Annotated in this window: 22 protein-coding genes and 1 pseudogene; 10 read left to right on the plus strand and 13 right to left on the minus strand. The window is 63.0% G+C overall.

Features of this window, described 5'->3' with window-relative positions; all coding sequences use genetic code 11:
* On the plus strand, window positions 1-99 hold a 99-nt coding region (locus tag ACNFCH_RS24840), incomplete at its 5' end, for a transposase (RefSeq protein ID WP_416744337.1).
* An 84-nt stretch (window positions 100-183) separates the two neighbouring features.
* Here ACNFCH_RS24840 and fdhD read toward each other — a convergent pair.
* On the minus strand, window positions 184-1,011 hold the full coding sequence (gene fdhD / locus ACNFCH_RS24845; protein WP_337159410.1) for a formate dehydrogenase accessory sulfurtransferase FdhD: 828 nt from the start codon (window positions 1,009-1,011) through the stop codon (window positions 184-186).
* A gap of 173 nt (window positions 1,012-1,184) precedes the next feature.
* On the opposite strand from fdhD, the gene lysM reads away from it, so the two are divergent.
* Entirely contained in the window at window positions 1,185-1,625 is a 441-nt protein-coding gene (gene lysM, locus ACNFCH_RS24850; RefSeq protein ID WP_416744313.1) for a peptidoglycan-binding protein LysM, read from the plus strand.
* A 78-nt stretch (window positions 1,626-1,703) separates the two neighbouring features.
* On the opposite strand, the gene yrfG is transcribed toward lysM, so the two are convergent.
* On the minus strand, window positions 1,704-2,366 hold the full coding sequence (yrfG, locus tag ACNFCH_RS24855; protein WP_416744315.1) for a GMP/IMP nucleotidase: 663 nt from the start codon (window positions 2,364-2,366) through the stop codon (window positions 1,704-1,706).
* A gap of 64 nt (window positions 2,367-2,430) precedes the next feature.
* Between yrfG and nudE the strand changes: the two genes are divergently transcribed.
* Both nudE and cysQ read left to right on the plus strand, forming a co-directional pair.
* Complete coding sequence (gene nudE / locus ACNFCH_RS24860) at window positions 2,431-2,997, plus strand: ADP compounds hydrolase NudE (protein ID WP_043208324.1); 567 nt, start codon at window positions 2,431-2,433, stop codon at window positions 2,995-2,997.
* Window positions 2,994-3,827: a 3'(2'),5'-bisphosphate nucleotidase CysQ gene (gene cysQ / locus ACNFCH_RS24865; RefSeq protein ID WP_337159412.1), complete on the plus strand. Its 834-nt coding sequence runs from the start codon at window positions 2,994-2,996 to the stop codon at window positions 3,825-3,827. Before nudE ends, cysQ begins: the two co-directional genes overlap by 4 nt.
* Window positions 3,828-3,848: 21 nt before the next feature.
* On the opposite strand, the gene ACNFCH_RS24870 is transcribed toward cysQ, so the two are convergent.
* From ACNFCH_RS24870 to rfbB, 7 genes are read right to left on the minus strand one after another with little or no spacing between them, the layout of a single operon-like run.
* Window positions 3,849-4,304 (minus strand): YiiD C-terminal domain-containing protein, encoded by a 456-nt coding sequence (locus ACNFCH_RS24870; RefSeq protein WP_337159413.1) that lies wholly within the window; start codon window positions 4,302-4,304, stop codon window positions 3,849-3,851.
* Window positions 4,301-5,710, minus strand: a complete 1,410-nt coding sequence (locus ACNFCH_RS24875; protein WP_416744319.1) for a sigma-54-dependent transcriptional regulator — start codon at window positions 5,708-5,710, stop codon at window positions 4,301-4,303. The genes ACNFCH_RS24870 and ACNFCH_RS24875 overlap by 4 nt, the downstream gene beginning before the upstream one ends.
* Entirely contained in the window at window positions 5,707-7,521 is a 1,815-nt protein-coding gene (locus tag ACNFCH_RS24880; protein WP_337159415.1) for a sensor histidine kinase, read from the minus strand. Before ACNFCH_RS24880 ends, ACNFCH_RS24875 begins: the two co-directional genes overlap by 4 nt.
* A 37-nt stretch (window positions 7,522-7,558) precedes the next feature.
* Entirely contained in the window at window positions 7,559-8,419 is an 861-nt protein-coding gene (gene rfbD, locus ACNFCH_RS24885; RefSeq protein ID WP_416744339.1) for a dTDP-4-dehydrorhamnose reductase, read from the minus strand.
* 5 nt (window positions 8,420-8,424) lie between these two features.
* Entirely contained in the window at window positions 8,425-8,970 is a 546-nt protein-coding gene (gene rfbC / locus ACNFCH_RS24890; RefSeq protein WP_337159416.1) for a dTDP-4-dehydrorhamnose 3,5-epimerase, read from the minus strand.
* Complete coding sequence (gene rfbA / locus ACNFCH_RS24895) at window positions 8,967-9,842, minus strand: glucose-1-phosphate thymidylyltransferase RfbA (protein ID WP_337159417.1); 876 nt, start codon at window positions 9,840-9,842, stop codon at window positions 8,967-8,969. The genes rfbC and rfbA overlap by 4 nt, the downstream gene beginning before the upstream one ends.
* Window positions 9,839-10,921, minus strand: coding sequence for a dTDP-glucose 4,6-dehydratase (rfbB, locus tag ACNFCH_RS24900; protein WP_416744322.1), 1,083 nt, complete (start codon window positions 10,919-10,921; stop codon window positions 9,839-9,841). The genes rfbA and rfbB overlap by 4 nt, the downstream gene beginning before the upstream one ends.
* 213 nt (window positions 10,922-11,134) lie before the next feature.
* On the opposite strand from rfbB, the gene ACNFCH_RS24905 reads away from it, so the two are divergent.
* The 3 genes from ACNFCH_RS24905 (at window position 11,135) to ACNFCH_RS24915 (ending at window position 15,718) form a co-directional block, all read left to right on the plus strand.
* On the plus strand, window positions 11,135-14,035 hold the full coding sequence (locus ACNFCH_RS24905; protein WP_416744324.1) for an aminotransferase: 2,901 nt from the start codon (window positions 11,135-11,137) through the stop codon (window positions 14,033-14,035).
* Between the two features lie 197 nt (window positions 14,036-14,232).
* On the plus strand, window positions 14,233-15,339 hold the full coding sequence (gene aguA / locus ACNFCH_RS24910; RefSeq protein WP_196163307.1) for an agmatine deiminase: 1,107 nt from the start codon (window positions 14,233-14,235) through the stop codon (window positions 15,337-15,339).
* A gap of 181 nt (window positions 15,340-15,520) precedes the next feature.
* Window positions 15,521-15,718, plus strand: a complete 198-nt coding sequence (locus ACNFCH_RS24915; protein WP_416744326.1) for a hypothetical protein — start codon at window positions 15,521-15,523, stop codon at window positions 15,716-15,718.
* A gap of 97 nt (window positions 15,719-15,815) precedes the next feature.
* Here the strand turns inward: ACNFCH_RS24915 and ACNFCH_RS24920 are convergent, their stop codons facing one another.
* Window positions 15,816-17,903: a TonB-dependent receptor gene (locus ACNFCH_RS24920; protein WP_416744328.1), complete on the minus strand. Its 2,088-nt coding sequence runs from the start codon at window positions 17,901-17,903 to the stop codon at window positions 15,816-15,818.
* A gap of 483 nt (window positions 17,904-18,386) precedes the next feature.
* Between ACNFCH_RS24920 and ACNFCH_RS24925 the strand changes: the two genes are divergently transcribed.
* On the plus strand, window positions 18,387-19,670 hold the full coding sequence (locus ACNFCH_RS24925; protein WP_416744330.1) for an OprD family porin: 1,284 nt from the start codon (window positions 18,387-18,389) through the stop codon (window positions 19,668-19,670).
* 30 nt (window positions 19,671-19,700) lie between these two features.
* On the opposite strand, the gene ACNFCH_RS24930 is transcribed toward ACNFCH_RS24925, so the two are convergent.
* The 3 genes from ACNFCH_RS24930 to ACNFCH_RS24940 form a co-directional block, all read right to left on the minus strand.
* Window positions 19,701-21,365: an FMN-binding glutamate synthase family protein gene (locus tag ACNFCH_RS24930; protein WP_416744332.1), complete on the minus strand. Its 1,665-nt coding sequence runs from the start codon at window positions 21,363-21,365 to the stop codon at window positions 19,701-19,703.
* Window positions 21,366-21,484: 119 nt separating this feature from the next.
* Window positions 21,485-22,870: a flavin-containing monooxygenase gene (locus tag ACNFCH_RS24935; protein ID WP_416744333.1), complete on the minus strand. Its 1,386-nt coding sequence runs from the start codon at window positions 22,868-22,870 to the stop codon at window positions 21,485-21,487.
* A 364-nt stretch (window positions 22,871-23,234) separates the two neighbouring features.
* The gene (locus ACNFCH_RS24940) at window positions 23,235-23,435 is read right to left on the minus strand and encodes a DUF3079 domain-containing protein (RefSeq protein ID WP_416744335.1); all 201 of its coding nucleotides are present in this window, start codon (window positions 23,433-23,435) and stop codon (window positions 23,235-23,237) included.
* Between the two features lie 194 nt (window positions 23,436-23,629).
* On the opposite strand from ACNFCH_RS24940, the gene ACNFCH_RS24945 reads away from it, so the two are divergent.
* Both ACNFCH_RS24945 and ACNFCH_RS24950 read left to right on the plus strand, forming a co-directional pair.
* Window positions 23,630-23,869 (plus strand): type II toxin-antitoxin system RelB/DinJ family antitoxin, encoded by a 240-nt coding sequence (locus ACNFCH_RS24945; RefSeq protein WP_337159425.1) that lies wholly within the window; start codon window positions 23,630-23,632, stop codon window positions 23,867-23,869.
* A pseudogene (locus tag ACNFCH_RS24950) lies at window positions 23,859-24,074 on the plus strand (type II toxin-antitoxin system RelE family toxin); the annotation flags it as partial. The gene ACNFCH_RS24945 and the pseudogene ACNFCH_RS24950, both read left to right, overlap by 11 nt.
* Window positions 24,075-24,180: the final 106 nt, after the last annotated feature.

Raw genomic sequence — 24,180 nt, forward strand, 5'->3', positions numbered from 1 at the left:
AACAATCGGATCAAGGTCATCAAACGGATGGCTTACGGCTACCGGGACAGCGAATTCTTCTTCATGAAGATCAAGAATGACTTTCCCGGCAATCCGTGAAGAACCTTTTTTAATGGCTGTTCGCCAGCTTTCGTACACAAGTTGCGACCATCGTCTCGGGCGCATTCGAGGTCATTTCTACACCTACTCCGCCACCGGGCTGTACACCCGCGGTGCGCTGTGTTTGGGCAGATGGATCAGGTTGAGGTTGTGCTTGCGGGCCCATTGCAGGGCCAAGCCGGTCGGTGCCGAGAGGCTGACCAGGGTCTGGATCCCGGCGCGCAGGACCTTCTGGATCAACTCCAGGCTGCAACGGCTGGTCACGATGGCCAGGCCGCCTTTGGTATCGATGCGCTGGCGCAGCAGGGCGCCGATCAGCTTGTCCAGGGCGTTGTGGCGCCCGATGTCTTCACGGCCCAGTAGCAGCTCGCCTTCACGGTCCATGAACAGTGCCGCATGCACCGCGCCGCAATGCTGGCCCAAGGGCTGGAAAGCATCGATGCGTTGACGTAGCCCGGCCAGCCATTGCGCCGGGGGCAGGGGGGCGCCGGGGAGGGTGGTCAGCTCCGGCAGCGCCTGTTCCAGGGCCTCGACGCCACACAAGCCGCAACCGCTGGTACCGGCCAACTGGCGCCGTTGGTTCTTCAGGTTCCAGAAGGCGCGGCTGGAGATTTCCAGATCGGCGTAGAGCGCCGAGCCGCTGCCAGAGAGCTTCACGTCATAGATGTCGTCAGTGCTGGCGACAATGCCGCTGCCGACACTGAACCCGACGGCGAAGTCTTCCAGATCGGTAGGGCTGACCAGCATCACCGCCTGGTTCAGGCCGTTATAGACGATGGCCAGGGCCACTTCTTCGGCGAGCGGCGTGGTGTCGCGCACGTCATCGGTGAGTTGTACGTAGTCGTAGGTATTACTGGCGGCAGGCAGGGTAAGAGGCATGGACGCCGCGCAGACTGGGGGTTTGCTGTTCATCGGAGCGGATTACCGGCGGCTTGTTACCTGCACAAGCCTAGGCTTGCGGGCGGGCGACGTCTAGTCGCTAGGTTCTATCCCCTGATAGAGCGCGTCGATGGGCTTGGCGAGGCGGGTTGGCCAAGTCTGTCCTAGACTCCTGCTTCCCCCGTTTGATCCTCAAGGAGAGTGACATGAGTCTGTTCAGTTTCGTGAAGGAAGCCGGTGAGAAACTGATCGACCTGCTGACGCCCGGAAACGCCAATGCCGAGGCGCAGCTCAAGAAGCACGTCGAATCCGTCGGCCTGGGCAACCCGAACATTTCCGCCACCGTGCAAGGCGATACGATTGTGCTTAAGGGCGAGGTGGCGAGCCAGGAAGAGAAGGAGAAGATCATCCTGGCGGCGGGCAACATCGATGGCGTGGCGTCGGTGGACGACCAGATCACCGTCGCAGGGCCCGTGGCCCAGGCGGCGCGCTTCGTCACGGTCAAGAAAGGCGACACCTTGAGCGCCATCGCCAAGGCCGAGTATGGCGATGCCAACAAGTACAACAAGATCTTCGAGGCCAACAAGCCGATGCTCAAGCATCCGGACAAGATCTATCCGGGGCAGGTTTTGCGCATTCCTGACTGATTGCCTGTCTCCCTGTTCGCGGGTAAACCCGCTTCCACAGATGATCCTGTGAAAGCGGGTTTACCCGCGAATGCATTCTTACAGACCTGCCAGCAGCTGGCGGTAATCCTCCACCGCCGCGAACTCCTGGGTATCACGCGGCCCGGCCTTGCTGTCGGGTTGGCGCACCGCCAGCAAATGCGCCACGCCAAAGCGCCGCGCACTGCGCAGGATCGCCAGGGTGTCGTCGATGAACAGGCTGCGCGCAGGCTCGAAGCCAATGTCAGCCTGCAGCGCGTCCCAGAATTCTGGGCTCTCTTTGGGATATCCGTAGTCGTGGGAGCTGATCAGCCGCTCGAAATAGGGCGCGAGTTCCACCCGTTCCAGCTTCAGCGACAGCGAGTCGCGATGGGCATTGGTGATCAGTACCACGCGTTTGCCGGCCTGACGGATCGCGGCGAGGAAGGTATCGGCGTCCGGCCGCAGGGCAATCAGGTCGGCGATTTCCTGTTTGAGCGCGCGGATCGGCAGGTTCAGTTCGCGGCTCCAGAAATCCAGGCAATACCAGTTGAGCGTTCCCGCATTGCGCTCGAACAGTGGCTGCAGCTCGAGCTCGGCCATGGCCCGGCTGACGCCGTGCAGCTCGGCGTAGCGCTGGGGCAGGTGTTCCAGCCAGAACTGGTTGTCGTAGTGCAGGTCGAGCAGGGTGCCATCCATGTCCAGCAGGACGGTATCGATGGCGGACCAGGGAAGAACAGGCATGGGAAACTCTCGTTCGGTCGGCAAGCCACGGTATAGTAACTCGTTCACGCCAAGGAGCCGCCCCATGCGCCAGAAACCCACCGTCCTCGCCCGCGAGATCGTCGCCAGCAGTCGTCTGTTCCGCGTCGAAGCCGTGCAGTTGCGTTTTTCCAACGGTACCGAGCGGACCTACGAGCGCCTGGTCGGTCGCGGCAATGGCTATGGCGCGGTGATGGTGGTGGCCATGCTCGACGCCGAACATGCCGTGCTGGTGGAGGAATACTGCGGTGGCACCGACGAATACGAGTTGTCCCTGCCCAAGGGCCTGATCGAGCCTGGCGAGGACGTGCTGGCTGCAGCCAACCGCGAGCTCAAGGAAGAGGCCGGTTTCGGCGCTCGCCAACTGGAACACCTCACCGAACTGTCCCTGTCGCCCGGCTACATGAGCCAGAAGATCCAGGTGGTACTCGCCACCGACCTGTACGAAGAGCGATTGGAGGGTGATGAGCCCGAGCCGATGCGTGTGGACAAGGTCAATTTGCGTGAATTGTCGGCGCTGGCCATGCACCCGCAGTTCTCCGAAGGCCGGGCGCTGGCGGCGCTGTACCTGGCCCGCGACCTGATGATTCAGCGGGGGCTGCTCAGCGTATGAACGATCAGCAACTGATGGACGAAGTGGTGAGACTGGCCCACCTGGCGGGCGAGGCGATTCTGCCGTTCTGGCGCGCGGATGTGGCGGTGACCGCCAAGGCTGACGACTCGCCGGTGACTGCCGCCGACCTCGCCGCTCACCAGGTGATCGCGGATGGCTTGCAGGCGCTGGCCCCGCACATCCCGGTGCTGTCGGAAGAGGATTGCGACATTGCGCTGGTCGAGCGCCAGGCCTGGCGCCGTTGGTGGCTGGTCGATCCGCTCGATGGCACCAAGGAGTTCATCGCCGGCAGCGAGGAGTTCACGGTCAACATCGCCTTGATCGAAGAGGGTGAGGTGGTGTTTGGTGTGGTGGCGATGCCGACCAATGGCCGCTGCTACTTCGGCGGCCGAGGGCTGGGCGCCTGGCGCGCTGAAGCAAACACCGCCGCCGAGCCGATCCAGGTGCGTCAGCAACCGCCGGCGGGTGGGCGTTTCACGGTGGTCGCCAGCAAACGCCATTCCAGCCCTCAGCAGGAAGCCCTGTTGGGCGGGCTGGGCAGCGCCGTCGGTGAGCTGGAGCTGGCCAATGTTGGCAGTTCGCTGAAATTCTGCCTGTTGGCCGAAGGTGCCGCAGATTGCTATCCGCGGCTGGCGCCGACGTCCCAATGGGATACCGCTGCCGCCCAGGGCGTGCTGGAAGGGGCCGGGGGCGAGGTGATTGGGTTGGATGGCCAACCCTTCCGCTACCCGGCGCGCGAATCCCTGCTCAATGACTTCTTCCTGGCCCTGCCCAGCGCGGCCCCATGGCGACCGGCATTGTTGCAGTTGGCAGCGGCGATCGGCCGCTGAGCTCCCTGGCAACGGCAAGCCCTATCGATGCAACACGTACTGCCCGCTGAACTTCACGGCGGGTTCGTCGTTGCCTGCGTTGCAGACCACGGTGTCGAGTGTCAGGCGCGCCCGGCCGCGGCGCTGGTACATCGCCACGAAGCGTTCCCAGGTCTTGTCGTCCGGTGCTTCGCAGCGCGCCACGGCGGTACCGGTAACCGGTAGCGGGTAGCTGATCTGGCCTTCCTGGATGACGATATGCCCGTCATCGATACCCAGCTCGCGCAAGCGCAAGTGCAACCAGCCCCAACCCACCAGTACCGCGCCGCAGTACAGGCTGCCACCGAACATGGTGCTCTTGTGATTGACGTTGGGCGCCAGCGGCAGTTGCAGGCGCAGGCAGTGATCCTCCCAGCCGATGACGGCCATGCCCATCTCCCGCGTCAGGGGAATGTCGCTGTGCAGCACGGACTGCAAGTACTGGCTGTCGGTGGTCATGGGCGGATCTCCTCCTGATCGTCGTGTCCGCTGGCACCGCCTTCGAAGTTCAGGCCGTGCTTGCGCAGTTTGTCGTGCAGCGTCTTGCGCGGGATGCCAAGGGCTTCGGCAAGGCTGCGCAGGGAATTGTGGGGTTGGGCGAGCTCGGCGGTGATCAGCGACCGCTCGAACTGTTCGACCTGTTCGCTGAGTGTGCCGCTACGCTCAGGCTCAATCGTGGTGGCCGTGCTTGGCACCTGGCCATCGAGCGCCAGATCGAGGCCCAGAGCGAAGCGTTCGGCAGCATTCTGCAGCTCGCGCACGTTACCCGGCCAGTCGTGCCGCAGCAGCAGGGCGCGCTGGGCCGGCTGCAGGCTGTGGGGCGGCAGGCCGTGGCGTTCGCTGGCGGCGTCGGCGAAATGCTGGAACAGCACCAGGATATCGTCGCCGCGTTCGCGCAACGGCGGGATGCGCAGCGGTGCTACGTTCAGGCGGTAATACAGGTCGGCGCGAAAACGCCCCTGGTCGGCGGCCTGGCGCAGGTCTTCCTTGGTGGCGGCGATGATGCGGATGTCCAGCGGGATCAACTGATTGCCACCCAAGCGCTCCACCACCCGCTCCTGCAACAGGCGCAGCAGCTTGACCTGGACATCCAGGCTCATGCTTTCGATTTCATCGAGGAACAACGTCCCGCCATTGGCGAACTCGAACTTGCCGATGCGGCGCTTCTGCGCGCCGGTAAAGGCGCCGGACTCATGGCCAAACAGCTCGCTCTCGACCACCGATTCGGCCAGGGCACCGGCATTGATCGCCACGAAAGGCCCGTCGCGGCGGCTCGACAAGTCGTGCAGCGCGCGGGCGACCACCTCTTTGCCGGCACCGGTCTCGCCGAGGATCAGCACATCGGCGCGGGTCGCGGCCAGGGCGCCGATCTGCTCGCGCAGGCGTTGCATGGCCGGTGACTGGCCGACCAGGCGTGTGGCCAGTTCCTGACGATCGCTCAGGGCCAGGCGCAGGCTGCGGTTGTCCAGCACCAGGCGGCGCAAGGCCAGGGCGCGGCGCACGCTGTCGAGCAGGGCGTCGCTGGCAAAGGGCTTTTCGAGAAAATCATAGGCCCCGGCGCGCATGGCTTGTACGGCCAGCGGCACGTCGCCGTGGCCGGTGATCAGCAGTACCGGGAGGTCGTTGTCGCGCCCATGCAGTTGTTCCAGCAATTGCAGGCCGTCGATGCCGGGCATGCGGATGTCACTGACCACCACGCCAGGCCAGTCCGGTTCGATGCGCTCGGCCAGGCCCTGGGCATCGGCCAGCGTCGTGACCTTCAGGCCGGCCAGGTCCAGTGTCTGGCTCAGGGCCTGGCGCAGGTGCGGGTCGTCATCCACCAAGATGACCTGGGTGCGGCTGTCGATCAGTGTCTCGGTCGTCATGCCGAGGGGTCCTCCGAAGGTTGCAGGTTGGCGCCGGGCGTGGCCACGCGCAGCTGCAGGGTGAGCAAGGCGCCTCCTTCCGGGTGGTTGCCGAGCAGCAGTTCACCCCCCAGGGCGCGCATCAGGCTTTCGCAGATCGCCAGCCCCAGCCCCAAGCCCTGGGTGCGGGTCTTGGTGGTGAAGAAGGGCTCCTTGGCGTGCGCCAAGGCCTGGCTGCTGAAGCCTGGCCCGTTGTCGCGGATGTACAGGTAGACGTAGCCGTCGCGGGTTTCGGCACTGAGCCACAGCTTGCGGGGGTTGGCTTTCTCGGTCAGGGCGTCGAGGGCATTGGCCAGCAGGTTGCCGAGCACCTGGCGCAGGCGGGTCTCGCCGGCCTGGACCCACAGCGTGGCGTCGGGCAGGTCACGGACCAGCTCCACGGCCATGGCCCGGCGGCGCTTGGCCAGCAACGCCAGGGCGTCGTCCAGCGCCGGTTGCAGGGCGACGCTTTCCGGGGCGTGCCGGTCGCGACGGGCGAAGGCGCGCAGGTGGGTGATGATCGAGGCCATGCGCCCGGTCAGTTCGCCGATCAGCTTGAGGTTGCCACGGGCATCCTCGGTGCGTTGATGGTCGAGCAGGATCTCGGCATTTTCGGCATAGCTGCGGATGGCGGCCAAGGGCTGGTTGAGTTCATGGCTGATGCTGGCGGACATGGTGCCGAGCACTGACAGCTTGCCGGCCTGGACCAGCTCGTCCTGTGCGCGGACCAACTCCTGCTGGGCCTGCTCGCGCTCGAGCACTTCTTTTTTCAAGCGCGTGTTCAGGCCTTCGAGGTCGGCGGTTCGCTCCATCACGCGTTTTTCCAGTTCCTGGCGCCCGCGTGCTTCGAAGTCGATGCGGTCGATGTAGTGGCGCCGGCGCTGCATCACCAGGCCTGCCAGCAACATCAGCACCAGCAAGGCGCCGGCACCGATGGCCATGACCGTCTGCACGGAGCGGTCGACCAGGGTGCGCGGGGCGAGAATGCTGACTTGCCAGCCGGTCTCCTTGATGCTGCGGGTCTGGATCAGCCAGGCCGCCGTATTGAGGTTGAGCGGTTGCGGGGCTTGGGTCGGGTAGGGCTGTATGGCGACGATCGCTTCGCGCTCGGCGGCGCTCAGCGTCCGGGTGGCGCGAAAACGCCAGTCGGGCCGCGAGGTCAGCACCACCACGCCATTCTGGTCGGTCAGCAGCAGTTGCTCGGGGGTACGGCCCCACAGGGTTTCGGTGTGGTCCAGGTCGACCTTGACCACCAGCACGCCCACGATCTTGTCCCGGTCATGCACGGCTGCGGCGAAGAAGTAACCACGCTTGGCCGAGGTGGTGCCTTGGCCGAAGAACCGCCCCAAACGCCCTTCCATGGCTTCGAGGAAGTACGGCCGGAAGGCGAAGTTTCGGCCCACGAAACTGTCGTGCTTGTCCCAGTTGGAGGCCGCCAGGGTATTGCCGCTGACGTCCATCAGGTACATGACTTCGGCCCCGGTCTGCTCGACGATTTCCTTGAGCAAGCGGTTGGCATTGGTCACCGCTTCGGTCTTGAACGGGTCGTGGAGCGCACCGCGCAGGGCCGGCAGGTCGCCGAGGATCTGCGGCAAGGTCTCGTAGCGGTGCAGGGTGCCCAGCAGGTTGGCGACATACAGGTCGAGGGTCTGGCGGTTCTGGGAGGCCAGCTCCTCCTGGTAGTAACGCTCGGCCAGGTGGTGCAGTGGCCAGAGCAACGGCGCCAGGCACAGGGCCAGCAGGGCAAGGCTGCGCCAGCGTGGACGGCGTGGAGGCGTGGAAGTCGAAATCATCAAGGGATGCGCCAGAAGGATCTGGCGCAATTATGCGCTACTTGAGGCAGTCGATCAGCGCTTGGTGCCAGTGTGGCTGTTGGACTTGCCACTCACGGGCCAGGCGCGAGCAGTCCAGGCGCGAATTCAGTGGTCGGCGGGCAGGTGTCGGGTACTCGCTGGACGGGATCGGCAGTAGCTCGGCGCAGGGCAGACCTTGGGCTCGCAGTTGCTCGGCAATGGCCTGGGCAAAGCCGAACCAGGATGTCTCGCCTTGGGCTGTCAGGTGGTAGATGCCCCAGGCGCCGGCCTGGCCTGCCTGCCAACGCTCGATAAGGGCACGGGTGCTGGCGGCGAGGGTGCCGGCCCAGGTCGGCGCGCCGATCTGGTCGTCGACCACGCGCAGTTGCGGGCGCTCCTGCAGCAGGCGTTGCATGGTCAGCAGGAAGTTGCGCCCATGCCGCGAGTAGATCCAGCTGGTGCGCAGGATCAGGTGCTCGCCGTCCACCGCGCTGATGGCCTGTTCGCCGGCCAGCTTGCTGCGTCCATAGACGCCCAGCGGGTTCGGTGTGTCCGCCTCGGTGTAGGGGCTGGCTTTGTCGCCATCGAAGACATAATCGGTGGAGTAGTGGATCAATGGCACGCCAAGTTGCGCTGCTTGCTCGGCCAATACTCGCGGGCCTTCGGCGTTGATGGCGAAGGCCAGTTCCGGCTCGCTCTCGGCCTGGTCCACCGCGGTGTGGGCGGCGGCGTTGATGATCAGGTCGGGGGCCAGTTGCCGTAAGGGCTCGCGCAGGCCCTCGGGGTTGGCCAGGTCGAGCTGATCGCGTCCGAGCAGCAGTACCTCGCCCAGGTCGGCCAGTTGTGGGCCCAAGGCCTGGGCCAGTTGGCCGTTGTGACCGCAGACGAGAATCTTCAGTGGTTTCATGGCAGCAGATCGAGCTCGCTGAACAGCTTGCCAAGCTGGTCCTTGGCGGACAGCTGCGGCGCTGCTTGCAGTTGCCAGTCGATGGCCAGGGTCGGGTCGTCCCAGCGGATGCAGCGCTCGGCAGCGGGGTTGTAGTAGTCGGTGGTCTTGTAGAGGAACTCGGTTTCCTCGCTCAACACCACGAACCCATGGGCGAACCCTGGTGGTACCCACATCTGGCGGAAGTTCTCGGCCGACAGGCGAGCGCTCACCCAGCGGCCGCAAGTCGGGGAGCTGCGGCGTACGTCGACGGCCACGTCCAGCACCTCGCCGCGCACCACGCGGACGAGTTTGCCCTGGGTGTTCTCGACCTGGTAGTGCAGGCCCCGCAGCACACCTTTACGCGAATAGGAGTGGCTGTCCTGGACGAAGGTGATGTCCAGGCCGGTATGCGACGCGAAGTCTCTGGCGTTGAAGCTTTCAAGGAAAAACCCCCGACTGTCGCCAAACACCTTGGGTTCGATGATCAGCACGTCGGGGATGTCGGTGGGGATGATGTTCATGTGGGCTCTTCGGCAATCTTGCTCAGGTACTGACCGTAACCAGTCTTCTTCAGTTCGTTTGCCTTGGCCAGCAGCTGGTCACGGGTGATCCAGCCCTTCTGGTAGGCGATTTCTTCCAGGCAGGCGACTTTCAGGCCTTGGCGGTTCTCGATGGTCTGCACGTACTGCGAGGCTTCCAGCAGGCTCTCGTGGGTGCCGGTGTCCAGCCAGGCGAAGCCACGCCCGAACCGCTCCACGCGCAGGTCGCCGCGCTCGAGGTAGGCATTGTTGACGTCGGTGATCTCCAGCTCGCCCCGGGGGGACGGGCGCAGGCTCTTGGCGATCTCGATCACGTCGTTGTCGTAGAAATACAAACCCGTGACGGCATAGCTGGACTTGGGCGCGGCAGGTTTCTCCTCGATCGACAGTGCCCGGCCCTGGTCGTCGAAGTCGACCACGCCGAAGCGCTCCGGGTCTTTGACCCAGTAGCCGAACACGGTCGCGCCCGAGGGGTAGCTGGCTGCGCGGGTCAGCTGCTCGGTGAAGCTTTGACCGTGGAAGATGTTGTCGCCCAGGATCAGGCACACCGGGTCGTTGCCGATGAATTGCTCGCCAATCAGGAACGCCTGGGCCAGGCCGTCGGGGGAAGGTTGTTCGGCATAGCTGATCCGCAGGCCGAACTGGCTGCCGTCGCCGAACAGCTGGCGATACTGGGGTAGGTCGCGGGGGGTGGAGATCAGCAGGATGTCACGAATGCCGGCCAGCATCAGTACCGAGACCGGGTAGTAGATCATCGGCTTGTCGTAGATGGGCAACAGCTGTTTGGAAACGCCAAGCGTGATGGGGTGCAGGCGGGTGCCGGAGCCCCCCGCCAGGACAATGCCTTTGCTCATGCGATCAGATCCTTGAAATTGGAGTGTCCCAGGCGTTCACCCTGGTAGCTGCCATCCTGGACATGGCGGCACCACTGGAGGTTGTCCAGATACCACTGCACGGTCTTGCGCAGCCCGCTCTCGAACGTCTCCTCGGGCACCCAGCCCAGCTCCCGTTCGATCTTGCTGGCGTCGATGGCGTAGCGCAGGTCATGGCCAGGGCGGTCGTGGACGAAGGTGATGAGGTCAGTGTAGCGGGCCACGCCGACGGGGTGCTCAGGTGCCAGTTCCTCGAGCAGCGCGCAGATGGCGCGCACGACGTCGATATTCTTCTGCTCGTTGTGCCCGCCGATGTTGTAGGTCTCACCGACCTGGCCTTCGGTCACCACCTTGAGCAGGGCACGGGCATGGTCGTCGACGAAGAGCCAGTCGCGCACCTGCTGGCCGTCGCCATACACCGGCAGCGGTTTGCCGGCCAGGGCGCTGAGGATCATCAGCGGGATGAGCTTTTCGGGGAAGTGGAACGGGCCATAGTTGTTCGAGCAATTGGTGACCAGCACCGGCAGGCCATAGGTGCGCTGCCAGGCGCGTACCAAGTGGTCGGACGCCGCTTTGCTCGCCGAATAGGGCGAGCTTGGCGCGTAGGGCGTGGTCTCGGTGAACAGCTCATCGGCACCGTGCAGGTCGCCGTAGACCTCGTCCGTGGAAATATGGTGGAAGCGAAATGCTTCGCGTGCGTGCGATGGCAGGCGACTCCACCAGGCCCGGGTGGCTTCGAGCAGGGTGTAGGTGCCGACGATGTTGGTCTGGATGAATTCCGCCGGGCCATCGATGGAGCGGTCCACGTGGGATTCGGCGGCCAGGTGCATGATCGCGTCGGGTTGGAAACGCTCCAGCACGGCACTGACCGTGGCCGCATCGCCGATATCGGCCTGGACAAGTTCGTAGCGGGTATTGCTGGCGATGCGTTGCAGCGACTCCAGGTTGCCGGCGTAGGTCAGTTTGTCGAGGTTCAGGACCTCGTGCTCGGTATTGTCGATCAGGTGGCGGATCAGGGCGGAGCCAATGAAACCGGCACCACCGGTGACGAGAATTCGCATCTGAAGGAACCTCTGGGTCTGAAGGAAGCTCCAGTGGAGCTTAGCGTGTCGGCCGGGTCGCTGCGGTCAGATCCGGCTTGTGCGGCGGCATTGTCCGGTAAAGCTGGGCAGTGTGGAACAGCCTTTGCGTTACCAAGGCTTTTATCGCCAGCCTCTTGTATATCGGCAGCAGCAGTGGCGATATAAGCGACAAAAAAACCGAGGTTTCTTTCCATGCTCTTGAGCACCCTGATCCAGCGTTCCCGCCAGCCCAACCCTTCGCTCAGCGAAGCCCAGGCCCATGCCCTGCTGCGCGCGCATTACGATCTGGACGGGCCCCTGCAGCCATTGGGCAGTCAGCAGGACCTGAACCTGCTGCTGGACAGCGAGCAGGGCCGCTTCGTGCTCAAGGCCTGCCACGCCAGCTATGCCCAGGTGGAGCTCGAGGCGCAACATGCGGCGCTTGCCTACCTCAAGGAGCAGGGGGTGCCGGTGCCGGCCGTGCGCCAGGCTCGCGATGGCCAGGATCTGCTGGCCGTGGACATCGACGGCCAGGCGTTGCGCGTGCGTCTGCTCGACTATATCGAGGGCCAGCCACTGACGCGCCTCAAGCACATGGAGCCGCGCCTGATCGCTGAGCTGGGCGCGTTGTGCGCGCGTGTCGACCAGGCGCTGGCCGCTTTCGACCATCCTGGGCTCGAGCGCACCCTGCAGTGGGACCCGCGCCACGCCCAGGCATTGATCGAGCATTTGCTACCGATCCTGCAGGACCCATCCCGTCGCGTCCGTGTGCAGCAACTCACCGGCCTCGCCGTCGAGCGCCTGCAACCGTTGGCAGCAGCCCTGCCGACCCAGGCCGTGCACCTGGACATCACCGACGACAATGCGGTCTGGGCCCGTGATGCCGAGCGCCAGTGGCAACTGCAGGGCGTCATCGACTTCGGCGATCTGGTGCGTACCTGGCGCATCGCCGACCTGTCGGTGACCTGCGCGGCCCTGCTGCACCACGCCGAAGGTGACCCCCTGCGCATCCTGCCGGCCATCCAGGCGTACCAGGCCACCAACCCGCTGCAAGAAGCCGAGCTGCGTGCCTTGTGGCCGCTTGTGCTGATGCGTGCGGCCGTGCTCGTGCTCAGCAGCGAACAACAATTGCAGGTAGAGCCCGGCAACCAGTACATCCTCGACAACATCGCCCATGAGTGGGAGATCTTCGACACTGCCAGCGCCGTGCCTTTCGCTCTAATGGAGGCCGCGATTCTCCAGGCCGCAGGACACACCCTGGCACCGCTGGCACTGTCGGGCTGCGCGCCGCTGATTCCGGCCTTGGCCGGCGAGGCGGTGGCGCGCGTCGACCTGGGCGTGCTCAGCCCGCAATGCGTAGCCGGCAATTGGGAGCTGCCCGGCTTCGACCAGCGATTACTGACCGCACAGGCAGGACCGGCCTGCACCCTGTACGGGCAGTACCGCCTGTCGCAGACGCACATCGATCGCCCCGAGGAGCCATCCACCTGCGCCTTGGGCGTGGAACTGAACGTGCCGGCTGGCACGGCGTTGCAGGCGCCGCAAGCGGGTGTCTGGGAGCGCATCGGCGAGGGCCGCGGCCGGCTGCGCACAGCCGACTGGAGCCTGTGGCTGGCAGGGTTGGAAGAGGCGCCGCAGGACGGCCAGGCGTTGGCCAAAGGGCAAGCCCTGGGCCTGACCTGCGGCTTCTTGAGCGTCCAATTGAGCCGGGATGAACATCATCAGCCGCCATTCTTCGCCAAGCCATCCCATGCCCAGGCCTGGTTGGCGGTGTGTCCGTCCCCCCGCGCTTTGCTGGGCTTTGATTGCGATGCCGAACCTCTGGTCGACGCCCAGGCCCTGCTGGCGCGCCGTGACGCCAGTTTCGCCCGCTCGCAGAAGCACTACTACGCGCAGCCACCGCACATCGAGCGGGGCTGGCGCAACTACCTGATCGACATGCAGGGCCGATCCTACCTGGACATGCTCAACAACGTGGCCGTGCTGGGCCATGGGCATCCGCGCATGGCTGCCGAGTCGGCGCGCCAGTGGTCGCTGGTCAATACCAACTCACGCTTCCACTACGCGGCGATCGCCGAGTTCTCCGAGCGATTGTTGGCATTGGCGCCGGAAGGCTTCGACCGGGTGTTTCTGGTCAACAGCGGCACCGAGGCCAACGACCTGGCCATCCGCCTGGCCTGGGCCTACAGCGGTGGGCGCGATCTGCTCAGCGTGCTGGAGGCCTACCATGGCTGGTCAGTAGCCACCGACGCCATTTCCACGTCCATCGCCGACAACCCGCAGGCTCTGGAAACGCGGCCGGACTGGGTGCATCCAGTGGAGGCGCCGAATACCTTCCGCGGGCGCTTCCGTGGGCCGGACAGCGCCTGCGGCTATCTGCAGGACGTGGATGCGAAACTGGCCGATCTCGACGCCCGGGGCCGACAGCTGGCCGGATTCATTTGCGAGCCGGTGTACGGCAATGCCGGGGGTATCTCGCTGCCGGCGGGCTACCTGCGCGAGGCCTACGCCAAGGTTCGGGCCCGAGGCGGGGTGTGCATCGCCGACGAGGTGCAGGTCGGCTACGGTCGCCTCGGTGAATACTTCTGGGGCTTCGAGGAGCAGGGCGTGGTGCCGGATATCATCACCATGGCCAAGGGCATGGGCAACGGCCAGCCACTGGGCGCGGTGATCACCCGGCGGGAGATTGCCGAGGCCCTGGAGGCTGAGGGTTACTTCTTCTCCTCGGCCGGTGGCAGCCCGGTCAGTTGCCGCATTGGCATGGCGGTGCTGGATGTCATGCAGGAGGAAGGTCTTTGGGAGAACACCCGCGATGTAGGCCGTTACTTCAAGGCGCGCCTGGAAGCATTGGTCGATAAACATCCGCTTGCCGGAGCAGCCCACGGCTCCGGGTTCTATCTGGGCCTCGAGTTGGTGCGCGACCGCCAGACGCTGGAGCCTGCCACCGAGGAGACGATGACCTTGTGCAACCGCCTGCGCGATCTGGGCATCTTCATGCAGCCGACCGGCGACTACCTGAACATCCTCAAGATCAAGCCGCCCATGTGCACCACCCGGGCGAGCGTGGACTACTTCGTCGATAGCGTGGACCGGATCCTGTCCGAAGCGCTGTAAGTCGCGAATCTGAGCCACCTGAGTCGATTGTTATCGGCTTAGGTGGCTTTTTTATGACCAAATAATTTATTGGATCGCTTTTAAGTTCGATTTTTATCGAGTATATAATGGTGTAATGAATGGCCGCTTCACAGCAAGCCGCCCTCTTTTATCAATGACCTGGCGCAGTCGACGCCGGGCCCTCGCAGAGGTTACCGATGAAAACCCTCAACTCGACCCCGCGTGCCGACGGTTTCCACATGCCCGCCGAGTGGGCGCCGCAAACCCAGGTCTGGATGGTCTGGCCGGAGCGCCCGGACAACTGGCGCCTGGGCGGCAAGCCGGCGCAAGCTGCGCATGTGACCCTGGCCAAGGCCATCGCCCGCTTCGAACCGGTTACCGTCGCCGCCTCCGCTGGCCAGTACGAGAACGCCCGTCGCCAGCTGGACGTCCCCAACATCCGCGTGGTGGAAATCAGCAACGACGACGCCTGGGTGCGTGATACCGGCCCGACCTTCGTCATCAACGACCACGGCGAAGTACGCGGTGTGGACTGGGGCTTCAATGCCTGGGGCGGCTTCGACGGTGGCCTGTACGCGCCTTGGAACCGCGACGAGGAACTGGCGGCCAAGGTCCTGGAGATGGAGCGCTGCCAGCGTTACCACACCGAAGGCTTCGTGCTCGAAGGCGGTTCGATCCATGTGGACGGCGAAGGCACGCTGATCACCACCGAAGAGTGCCTGCTCAATCGCAACCGCAACCCGCACCTCAACCGTGAGCAGATCGAAGACATTCTGCGTGAGCACCTGGCCGTCGAAACCATCATCTGGCTGCCAGATGGCCTGTACAACGACGAGACCGACGGCCACGTCGACAACTTCTGCTGTTACGTCAGCCCAGGCGAAGTGTTACTGGCCTGGACCGATGATTCCAACGACCCCAACTACGCGCGCTGCCACGCCGCCTACGAGGTGCTGAAAAACAGCCGCGATGCCAAGGGCCGTGAATTCGTCGTGCACAAGATGCCGATTCCGGGCCCGCTGTACGCCACCGAACAAGAGTGCGCAGGCGTCGACCATGTGGCCGGCAGCCAGGAGCGCGATCCTTCTGTGCGCCTGGCCGGCTCCTATGTCAACTTCCTGATCGTCAATGGCGGCATCATCGCCCCAAGCTTTGATGATCCCGCTGATGCCCAAGCCAGAGCGATCTTGGCCAAGGTCTTCCCGGACCATGAAGTGGTCATGATCCCGGGCCGTGAACTGCTGCTGGGCGGAGGCAATATCCACTGCCTGACTCAACAGCAGCCGGCGCCGGTCAAGCGCTAAGCCACTGATTGCAAAAAGGCCCGTCCATCGACGGGCTTTTTTGTGCCCGCCGATCACCGGAGGGGGACGATGGCATACCTCTTGTATTGTTTTTCAGGTGTTTCAATCAGATAGCGCTTTGCCTTTCTGTAATAAAACCAACGTAAGTTAGCCGCTCACGGCACCTGGAGTACGTGTGGACATGAATGCAACAAGTGAGTCGGCTATGCCTTCCTCGGTGATGGACCACGAATCGCTCAAGGTTCTGGCCCAGTGGCTGAAAAGCCATGGAGGCTATCGTTTCGAGACGGACGACCCACGGCGTCTACTCGATGGGCGATACCCGCAAGGCCTGATCAGCGAGGCTGAGTTGGAAGCGTTGATGGCCGTCTGGCACTGATCCGGCACAGGCGGGGTCAAACGAAAACGCCACCGTGACTATCGCGGTGGCGTTTTTGTTTGGGCCATAACTGGTAAGGCCCGAGCGCCCGGGCGGATCAGAAGCTGTAGGTGCCGGTCACGACCAGGCTGCGTGGATCACCGAACTGGATCTGGTTGGCGCTGGTGGCCGAGCTGTAGTAGGTCTTGTCGGTGAGGTTGCTCAAGGCCGCACGCACATCCCAGTCGTGAGTGCGGTAGCCCGCCAGGGCATCCCAGCGGCCATAGCCGGGCAGCTTGATGGTGTTCTGATTGTCGGCGTATCGGTCGCCCACCAGGGTCAGGCCGGTTTCGGCGTACCAGCCGAGTTCTGGTTTCCAGGTGACGAACAGGCTGGCGTTGCGCTTGGCCACGTCATTGATGCGGTTGCCTTGCTGGCCGCTGTTGTCCTTGACGATGGTCGCATCCTGCACGCCCACGCCTCCGCGCACATACCAATCGCCGGTGACATTGCCCATGACCGTCAGCTCGATGCCCCGTGAGCGCTGCTCGCCGCTGAGCTGGACAAGCTCGGGGTTGTTCGGGTCGCGGGTACGGCGGTTGTACAGCTCCAGCTCATAGAGGGCGAGTGTGGTACTCAGGCGCTCGTCGAACCAATCGCTCTTGACGCCGATCTCCTTCTGCCGGGTGAGCTCCGGGCCTGCCTCATTGCCATTGCCCGGTGCGCCAGGCGTGATGCCGATCAAGCCACCGCCGACCGGCGAAAAGGTCTTGCTCCAGGACGCATAGAACGAGTGTTCGCGCCACGGCGAATAGATCACGCCCACGCGCGGGCTGGTGCTGGTGCTTTCCTGGGTTTCGGTGAGGTTCTTCACCTTGCTGGTGGTTTGCACCTCGAAGCGATCGAAACGCACGCCTGCCAGCAGCTGCCATTGGTCGTTGAGGCGGATCTGGTCCTGTACATAGAGGCCCGCGCTTTCCACCCGGGTGTGGTTGTTGCTGGACACCTTCAGCGCACCGTTGTGCTGCTGTTGCCGACTGGAGCCTCCCAGGGGTACGGAAGGCACGCCGACCCCTTGGTGCAGCAACGAATTACGACGCTGCTCGCCCAGCTCCAGGCCGACCAGCAGGGTGTGCTCGAGGCCGAAGGTTTGCAGATGGCCTTCGGCCTCCAGGGTGTTGAACAGGTTGCGAGTGCTCAGGTCTTGCTGCCAGCGCTGTCGGCTCACCTGGCCGGTGGAAGGGGAGTAGCCGGTGAGGTAGGTGTTGTCGAAGTCGCTCTCCAGGTTGAACAGGCTGAGCGTGTGGCGCAGTTGCCAGTGCTCGCCTAGCTCGTAGTTCAGGCGCGAGCGCAGCGACTGGGCACGGTCATCGATGAAGTCGCGCTGGGTATCACCGTAGGTGGTGTGACGACTGACATCGACGGGACGCCCGGTCTGTGGATCGCCTGGGATGCCGCGATCGGGCGTGCGGTTGTAGCGGCTGTATTCGTATTGCACCAGCCAGTTCAGCTCGGGGGTCAACTGCCAGCTCATGGAGGGTGCGAACAGCTGACGGCTGCCGTCGATGCCGTCGCGGAAGCTGTTGTTGTCCTGGTTGCCGAGGTTCAGGCGCAGGCTGAGGGTATCGCTGGGGTCGGCGCTCAGGTCGGCATACAGGCTGCGCAGGTCTTCGCTGCCGCCCTGGGCCTCGATGCTCGAGCGACGGCCATGCTCCGGGGCCTTGCTCACCCGATTGACGATACCGCCCTGGCTGCCACGGCCATAGAGCACCGCCGCCGGCCCCTTGAGCACTTCGACCCGCTCGATGTTGTGCAGGTCGCGCACGTATTGGCTGTCATCGCGCACGCCGTCCAGATAGAAGTCGTTGCTGGCGTCGAAGCCGCGGATGCGCAAGCTGTCGAAGCGGGTATCGGCACCGCTGCTGACGTTGGGAATGCCCTCCAGTGCCTTGCCCAGGCTGAAGCTGCCGTAGTCGAGGACGTTGCGGGTCTTGACGGTGTCGATGGCCTGCGGCACGTAGCGCACCGGGGTTGAGGTACGGGTTGCCGTGCTGACTTCATGGACCCTGGGGTTGTCGTCTTCGCGCTGGCGATCGGCGGTGACCGAGAGTTCTGGCAGGGTGGTGGTAGCGGCATTGGCCAGGCTCGCTCCGAACAGCAGCGACAGCCCAAGGGATAAGGGGGAGAGGTGGGAGGGTACAGACATTGAGAATCCGCAAAACAATAAATGAAAATTGAGTGCGGATGATAACGAGTGCTATTAGTGGTCGCTCAGGTAATTTGTAAGCTCTTGTCTTTACATGTGTGTCAGTTTGTAAAAAATACTCAACCCACTTTTGGGGCCATCCGATGCACTGGATGCGCACGTTGGCAAGGCAGGAGCGCTGTCAGCAATAGGGGAAAAACCTGATGTCGCAGGGAATTGTCCGGAAATTCCCATGTTGTAGTCGTGATTCTGGTTATAAGCACCTGCATTTCACGATTTTTTGACATCCCCAAGCAGGCAGGGCTAGGATTCGGCCAACGCCTGCTGGCCATGACTTGGCCATGCTGTTGCACAAGGCCCGTTGCATGAACATGACGGGCCTTTTCAGTTTTTGGATCCGCATAGCGTCGAACCTACGAAGGGGCGTTGGTTCCTGGCGTCGGGTTGCAGAGCGTTTAAAAATTCAGAGATAAGGAAAACAAGATGTTGAAAACCAGGATCAGTCTGGTCGCTCTGGCGATGATCGCCGCGACCCAGGCCCAGGCCAACGACCAAGCCGAAAGCAAGGGCTTCGTCGAAGACAGCCAGCTGAATGTCTTGCTGCGCAATGCCTACATAAACCGCGACTACAAAGACGGTAACAAAGACAAAGCCGAATGGGGCCAAGGGGTCATCGGTACGTTCTCGTCTGGCTTCACCCAAGGGACCGTTGGGGTCGGTGTCGACGCATTCGGTCTGTACGCCGTGCGCCTGGACGGTGGTAAAGGTCGTAGTGGTGCGGGAGGCATCGACTTCTTCAAGCAAGGCGATAGCGGCAACGCTGCGGACGATCTCTCCAAAGGCGGCGCAGCGGTCAAGTTCCGCGTCTCCAACACTGTACTGAAGTACGGTGACCAGATGCCTGCGCTGCCTGTTCTGAACTACGACAACGCGCGTCTGCTGCCGGAAAGCTACACCGGTACCTTGATCACCTCCAAGGAGATCAAAGGCCTTGAGCTGAACGCCGGTCGCTTCACCGCCGAGTCGCGCAAGAGCGCCGAGGGCCGTGACAGTGGTGGCCTGAAGTCGATCAACGTGTTGGGCGGTAGCTACAAGTTCACCGACCAGTTCACCGCCGCTCTGTATGCCTCCGACGTTGAAGACGTGCTGAAGAAGCAATACGTAGGCGCCAACTACGTGTTCCCGATCAGCAAAGACCAGTCCCTGACCCTGGACTTCAACGGGTACCGTACCAAGCTGGACAACTCCTATGTCCGCAAACACAACGTGACTGGCGACGACAACAAGATCTGGAGCTTGGCGGCTACCTTCGCCACCGGTCCGCACTCGTTCACCCTGGCCCACCAGCGCTCTACCGGCGATAGCAACCTGGGTTACGCCTACGGCGGCTACCAGAGCCAAGACCGATTTGGCGATGGTGGCAGCACCATCTTCCTGGCCAACTCTTACTGGTCCGACTTCAACGCCGAAGACGAGCGCAGCTGGCAGCTGGGCTACGGCCTTGATTTTACCGCCTTTGGTGTTCCAGGCCTGACCTACAACGTTGCGTACGTGCGTGGCGATAACATCACCACCTCGACCAGCACTGGCGGTACCGAGCGCGAAATCTTCAACCAGCTCAAGTACGTGGTACAGAGCGGTGCAGCCAAGGACCTGAGCGTCAAGCTGCGCAGCTCCGTCCTGCGTGTCTCGCAGAAGTCCAGCGAGTACAACATCAGCGGCAACGAAGTTCGCGTCTTCGTCGAGTACCCGATCAACGTCTTCTGATCCCACACTCGCGTCCCGAACAGCCCCGGTTTATGCCGGGGCTGTTTCTTTTCGGCGTACCGCTGTCACTGGCGCGACGCTGTCTGCGGTTTGTGGCGCGAAGCTGTCGCTGCAAGCCATCCGCCACATCCGCCCATAGAACTCGTTCTCGATCGAGCCGCCGAGCAATTCGCCGGGCTTGAGGAACTGATGCAACTGTGAAAACAGGCTGATCTCGCTCGGGCTGATGCGCCGTGCCAGGTGCTTGGGCTTGAGCTCCGACGGATGTTCCAGGCCCGCCGCTGCAAGCATCTCGGCCAGGGCATGCAGCGTATTGCGATGAAAGCTCGCCACCCGCTCGGCCTTTTCCGGTACCACCAAGGCGCGTTGGCGCAGCGGATCCTGAGTGGCCACACCGGTGGGGCACTTGTTGGTATGGCAGCTTTGCGACTGAATGCAGCCAATGGCGAACATGAAACCCCGTGCCGAGTTGACCCAGTCAGCACCGATGGCCAGCGTACTGGCGATATCGAACGCACTGACGATCTTGCCCGCTGCGCCGATGCGCACCCGCTCGCGCAGGTTCAGGCCGACCAATGTGTTGTGCACGAACATCAGCCCTTCCCGCATGGGCACGCCCATGTTGTCGCTGAATTCCCGAGGCGCAGCGCCGGTGCCTCCTTCCTTGCCATCGACGACGATGAAGTCGGGCGTGATCCCGGTGGCCAGCATGGCCTTGGCGATGGCCATGAACTCCCAGGGATGGCCCAGGCAGAACTTGAAACCCACCGGCTTGCCGCCAGACAACTCACGCAGACGGGCAATGAATTGCAGGAGCTCCAATGGCGTGCGGAAGGCGCTGTGGGCCGCCGGCGAAATGCAGTCCTCGCCGACCCGCACACCACGGGTGGCGGCAATCTCGGCGCTGACCTTGTGCCCTGGCAGGATGCCGCCATGACCGGGCTTGGCGCCTTGGCTGAGCTTTAGCTCGATCATCTTCACCTGCGGATCGCGTGCCTGTTCGGCAAAGCGCGCCGGGTCGAAGCGGCCGTCATCGGTGCGGCAGCCAAAGTAGCCGCTGCCGATTTCCCAGATCAGGTCACCACCGTGTTCGCGGTGGTAGGGGCTGATGCTGCCTTCTCCGGTGTCGTGGGCGAAGCGCCCCAGGCGCGCGCCCTTGTTCAGGGCGCCGATGGCGTTGGCGCTGAGCGCACCGAAACTCATCGCCGAAATATTGAAAATGGAGGCCGAATACGGCTGCTGGCAGTGCGGGCCGCCGATGCTGATGCGAAACGACGCCGGGTCGGGCGCCGGCACCGGCACCATCGAATGGCTGATGAATTCGAAGCCAGGCTTGTAGGCATCGTTGAGTGTGCCGAAGGCCTTCTCGGCGCTCTCGTTCTTGGCGCGGGCATAGACCAGAGAGCGCTGGGAGCGGGAGAACGGCAGCTTGTCGTCGTCGCCCTCGATCAGGTACTGGCGGATCTCCGGGCGAATGGTCTCGATCAGGTAACGGATGTTGCCCAGGATCGGGTAGTTGCGCCGCACCGCATGATGGCTCTGGCGTAGGTCATTGAGGCCGACCAGGCTGAGCACGGCGGTGAGCAGTGTGAGCGGCCAGAGCCACGCGTGTTGGGCAAGAAACGGGAGGCTGACGAAGGTGAACAATAGGCAGGTCGCCAGGCAGGCGTAGCGGGTGGGGAGCGCGTCTTTCATGGGTCCATCGCTGACAGGATGACCCGCACTAGGATAGGCAAAGGCCGCGCGCGGAAAACCAGGGGTTTCGGTAAAAGACTATTACCTGCGCGCGGCTTGTGCTCGACGTCAGATGCGCATCAGCGCTTGTCTTGCCTCAGGATCTGGACGTCACCGGGTTCGGCGGTTTCGCGCAGGTATTCCTCCAGCGAGTCGTCCAGCGCTTGCAGCCAGCGGGTGTGGTGCGGCACGGCGGCGGTGCCGGTCATGACCGAGCGGTAGGAGCGGTCTCGATAGCCCATGATGTCGTGCTTCTTGTCTTGCTTCCATTTGAGGAAGATGCGGTTGACGGCATCGATGTCGAAGCTGGGGTAGTCGGTCTTGGCGATCAAGTGCTGGATGTAGCGACCCTGGAATTCGTACATCGAGGCAGTGGTTTGCAAGGCTTCTTCATCGGCACGCCAGCGCGCGCTGTCGGCCTGCATAGTCGCTTGGTCCGGCAGCTGGATGCGGCCGAGCATCAGGTCGCGGGCGAACCAGGCTTGCGCGTCGAACAAGTTGAAGCTGTACCAGAGGTCTTGCATGCCCAGGTACAGCAACTGCGGGTTGGCCTCGAAGACCACACCTTGATAGAGGCCCAGTGGCCACAGACGGTTGTCGGTGCGCAGGGTCAGCTCATCGGGCAGGAACGGGAAGTGGTGCTGATAACCGGTGCACAGGATGATCGCATCGACCCGTTTGCTGGAGCCGTCGGCAAAGTGCGCCACGTCACCCTCGACCCGCTGCAATTGCGGCCGCTCCTCCCAGCCCTTCGGCCACTGATAGCCCATGGGTTGGGTGCGATAGGCGCTGGTGATCGAGCGCGCGCCGTACTTGTAGCACTGCGAGCCGATGTCCTCAGCCGAATAGCTGCTGCCGACAATCAGCACGTCCTTGCCGGCGAACTCCAGTGCATCGCGAAAATCATGGGCATGCAGGATGCGCCCGGAAAAACGCTCGAACCCCGGGAAGGACGGTACGTTCGGCGTGGAGAAATGCCCGCTGGCCACCACGACGTAGTCGAATACCTGCTCGATGCCCTGGCCGTGGGCATAGTCATGGGCCGTCACGGTGAAGGTACGGCTTTGGTCATCGAAACGCACCGCCTTGACCACGGTGTTGAAGCGAATGTACTGGCGCACATCGGCCTTCTTCACACGGCCCTGGATGTAGTCCCACAGCACCTCGCGAGGAGGGTAGGAAGAAATCGGCCGGCCGAAATGCTCATCGAAGCTGTAGTCGGCGAACTCCAGGCATTCCTTCGGGCCGTTCGACCAAAGGTAGCGATACATGCTGCCGTGGACCGGCTCGCCGTGCTGGTCCAGGCCGGTGCGCCAGGTGTAGTTCCACATGCCGCCCCAGTCGACCTGTTTCTCGAAACAGACCACCTCGGGCATGGGCGCGCCCTTGGCATGGGCGGATTGGAAAGCACGCAGTTGCGCCAGACCCGACGGGCCGGCGCCGATGATGGCAACGCGAATAGTCATGAGGATGTCCTGTAAACACGGAAAAAAGGCAAAACCTCCCCAACCCCGAACGGCGACAAGCCTAGGGTTGTGGATGGATGAAGACTTCAGGTGTCAGCAGGCAGGTGGAGGCACAGGGCGCTTGCGCTTGTGCGCCAGCAACATGTCCCGAGGGGGAATCGACAGGGTATGGAACAGCGTCGAGAGAGGAGAGCAGCCGAGGGTGGAGCGGACAACGGCAGGGTAGGGCCCGGTGGCCTTGCCAAGCAGAGCGGCAAGCGGGCCATGGGACCGATGGATACGTGTGATCTCGTGCATGGGGGCTTGTAGTGCCTCTTTTCTTTATGGATGCCTTTTTAGCTATAACGCATCGAGGGAAAGCATTTCAAGGTTTGTCATCGGCACGCGAGAGTGGCGCAGGGTTCTCTTGGGGCTGCTCGTCCCAGTCCTCACCGAACAGTTCTGCCGGGTGCTGTGTCCGTTCCGAGCCATTGCCGCAGGCCAGCGATTTTGCCGGGCAATACAGGTCACAGCCCCAGCAGATACGCTCGGGGTGACTGGGGTTATGTGGGAATTTCTTGGCCATGACGCCTGCTCCGTTTTGGCCTGGGGGTTTCAGGCTAAGGGGTATGCGAGGGGAGAGGTTGATGGGCGTCAATGGCGGAAACAAAAGGCCACCGTAAAGGTGAGGCTTCGTCGGCTTGTGCCGCCCAGGTGCTTGTCTGATCCTCAGAATTACGTCACTGTAAAGACCAATGTCATTACAGTGAGCGCGCCATCATGGCCTCAATCAATGTGCGTATCGACGACGACCTCAAAAACCGGGCCTATCGTGAGCTTGAGCGTTTGGGTGTCACCCCCTCCGAGCTTATGCGCCAAACGCTGCAATATGTCGCCGAGCGCGGGCAACTGCCCTTTAAACCTGTACTGATGACCGATGAGGATGAAGCGCTGCTGGCGACCGTTCGCGAGCGCCTTGCCGACCCTCAGCGAGTGAAGGTTTCTCTGGATGACCTATAGCCTTGAGTTCGATGCGCGGGCGCTAAAGGAATGGCAAAAGCTGGGGGATACGGTCCGGCAGCAACTCAAGAAAAAGCTCGTTTCGGTTTTGCTGAATCCGAGAGTCGAGGCGAACCGGCTGCATGGCTTGTCCGATTGCTACAAGATCAAGCTGCGAAGTAGCGGGTATCGATTGGTCTACCAAGTGATCGATTCGGAAGTAGTGAATCGCCCCTGGTTTCGTAGACACCTCCAAGCCTCATAATGAGGCCCAAATAGGAGGTGCCATGAGTCGTCAGCGTTACCCCGAAGAATTCAAGATCGAAGCGGTC

Origin of the sequence: Pseudomonas sp. NY15354, assembly GCF_048068075.1 — a bacterium.
Lineage (GTDB): Bacteria > Pseudomonadota > Gammaproteobacteria > Pseudomonadales > Pseudomonadaceae > Aquipseudomonas > Aquipseudomonas guariconensis_C.

Coding starts and splice junctions, on each gene's coding strand:
- fdhD (WP_337159410.1), bottom strand. CDS start 1,011: ATGAACAGCAAACCCCCAGTCTGCGCGGCGTCCATGCCTCTTACCCTG.
- lysM (WP_416744313.1), top strand. CDS start 1,185: ATGAGTCTGTTCAGTTTCGTGAAGGAAGCCGGTGAGAAACTGATCGAC.
- yrfG (WP_416744315.1), bottom strand. CDS start 2,366: ATGCCTGTTCTTCCCTGGTCCGCCATCGATACCGTCCTGCTGGACATG.
- nudE (WP_043208324.1), top strand. CDS start 2,431: ATGCGCCAGAAACCCACCGTCCTCGCCCGCGAGATCGTCGCCAGCAGT.
- cysQ (WP_337159412.1), top strand. CDS start 2,994: ATGAACGATCAGCAACTGATGGACGAAGTGGTGAGACTGGCCCACCTG.
- ACNFCH_RS24870 (WP_337159413.1), bottom strand. CDS start 4,304: ATGACCACCGACAGCCAGTACTTGCAGTCCGTGCTGCACAGCGACATT.
- ACNFCH_RS24875 (WP_416744319.1), bottom strand. CDS start 5,710: ATGACGACCGAGACACTGATCGACAGCCGCACCCAGGTCATCTTGGTG.
- ACNFCH_RS24880 (WP_337159415.1), bottom strand. CDS start 7,521: ATGATTTCGACTTCCACGCCTCCACGCCGTCCACGCTGGCGCAGCCTT.
- rfbC (WP_337159416.1), bottom strand. CDS start 8,970: ATGAACATCATCCCCACCGACATCCCCGACGTGCTGATCATCGAACCC.
- rfbA (WP_337159417.1), bottom strand. CDS start 9,842: ATGAGCAAAGGCATTGTCCTGGCGGGGGGCTCCGGCACCCGCCTGCAC.
- rfbB (WP_416744322.1), bottom strand. CDS start 10,921: ATGCGAATTCTCGTCACCGGTGGTGCCGGTTTCATTGGCTCCGCCCTG.
- ACNFCH_RS24905 (WP_416744324.1), top strand. CDS start 11,135: ATGCTCTTGAGCACCCTGATCCAGCGTTCCCGCCAGCCCAACCCTTCG.
- aguA (WP_196163307.1), top strand. CDS start 14,233: ATGAAAACCCTCAACTCGACCCCGCGTGCCGACGGTTTCCACATGCCC.
- ACNFCH_RS24915 (WP_416744326.1), top strand. CDS start 15,521: ATGAATGCAACAAGTGAGTCGGCTATGCCTTCCTCGGTGATGGACCAC.
- ACNFCH_RS24920 (WP_416744328.1), bottom strand. CDS start 17,903: ATGTCTGTACCCTCCCACCTCTCCCCCTTATCCCTTGGGCTGTCGCTG.
- ACNFCH_RS24925 (WP_416744330.1), top strand. CDS start 18,387: ATGTTGAAAACCAGGATCAGTCTGGTCGCTCTGGCGATGATCGCCGCG.
- ACNFCH_RS24930 (WP_416744332.1), bottom strand. CDS start 21,365: ATGAAAGACGCGCTCCCCACCCGCTACGCCTGCCTGGCGACCTGCCTA.
- ACNFCH_RS24935 (WP_416744333.1), bottom strand. CDS start 22,870: ATGACTATTCGCGTTGCCATCATCGGCGCCGGCCCGTCGGGTCTGGCG.
- ACNFCH_RS24940 (WP_416744335.1), bottom strand. CDS start 23,435: ATGGCCAAGAAATTCCCACATAACCCCAGTCACCCCGAGCGTATCTGC.
- ACNFCH_RS24945 (WP_337159425.1), top strand. CDS start 23,630: ATGGCCTCAATCAATGTGCGTATCGACGACGACCTCAAAAACCGGGCC.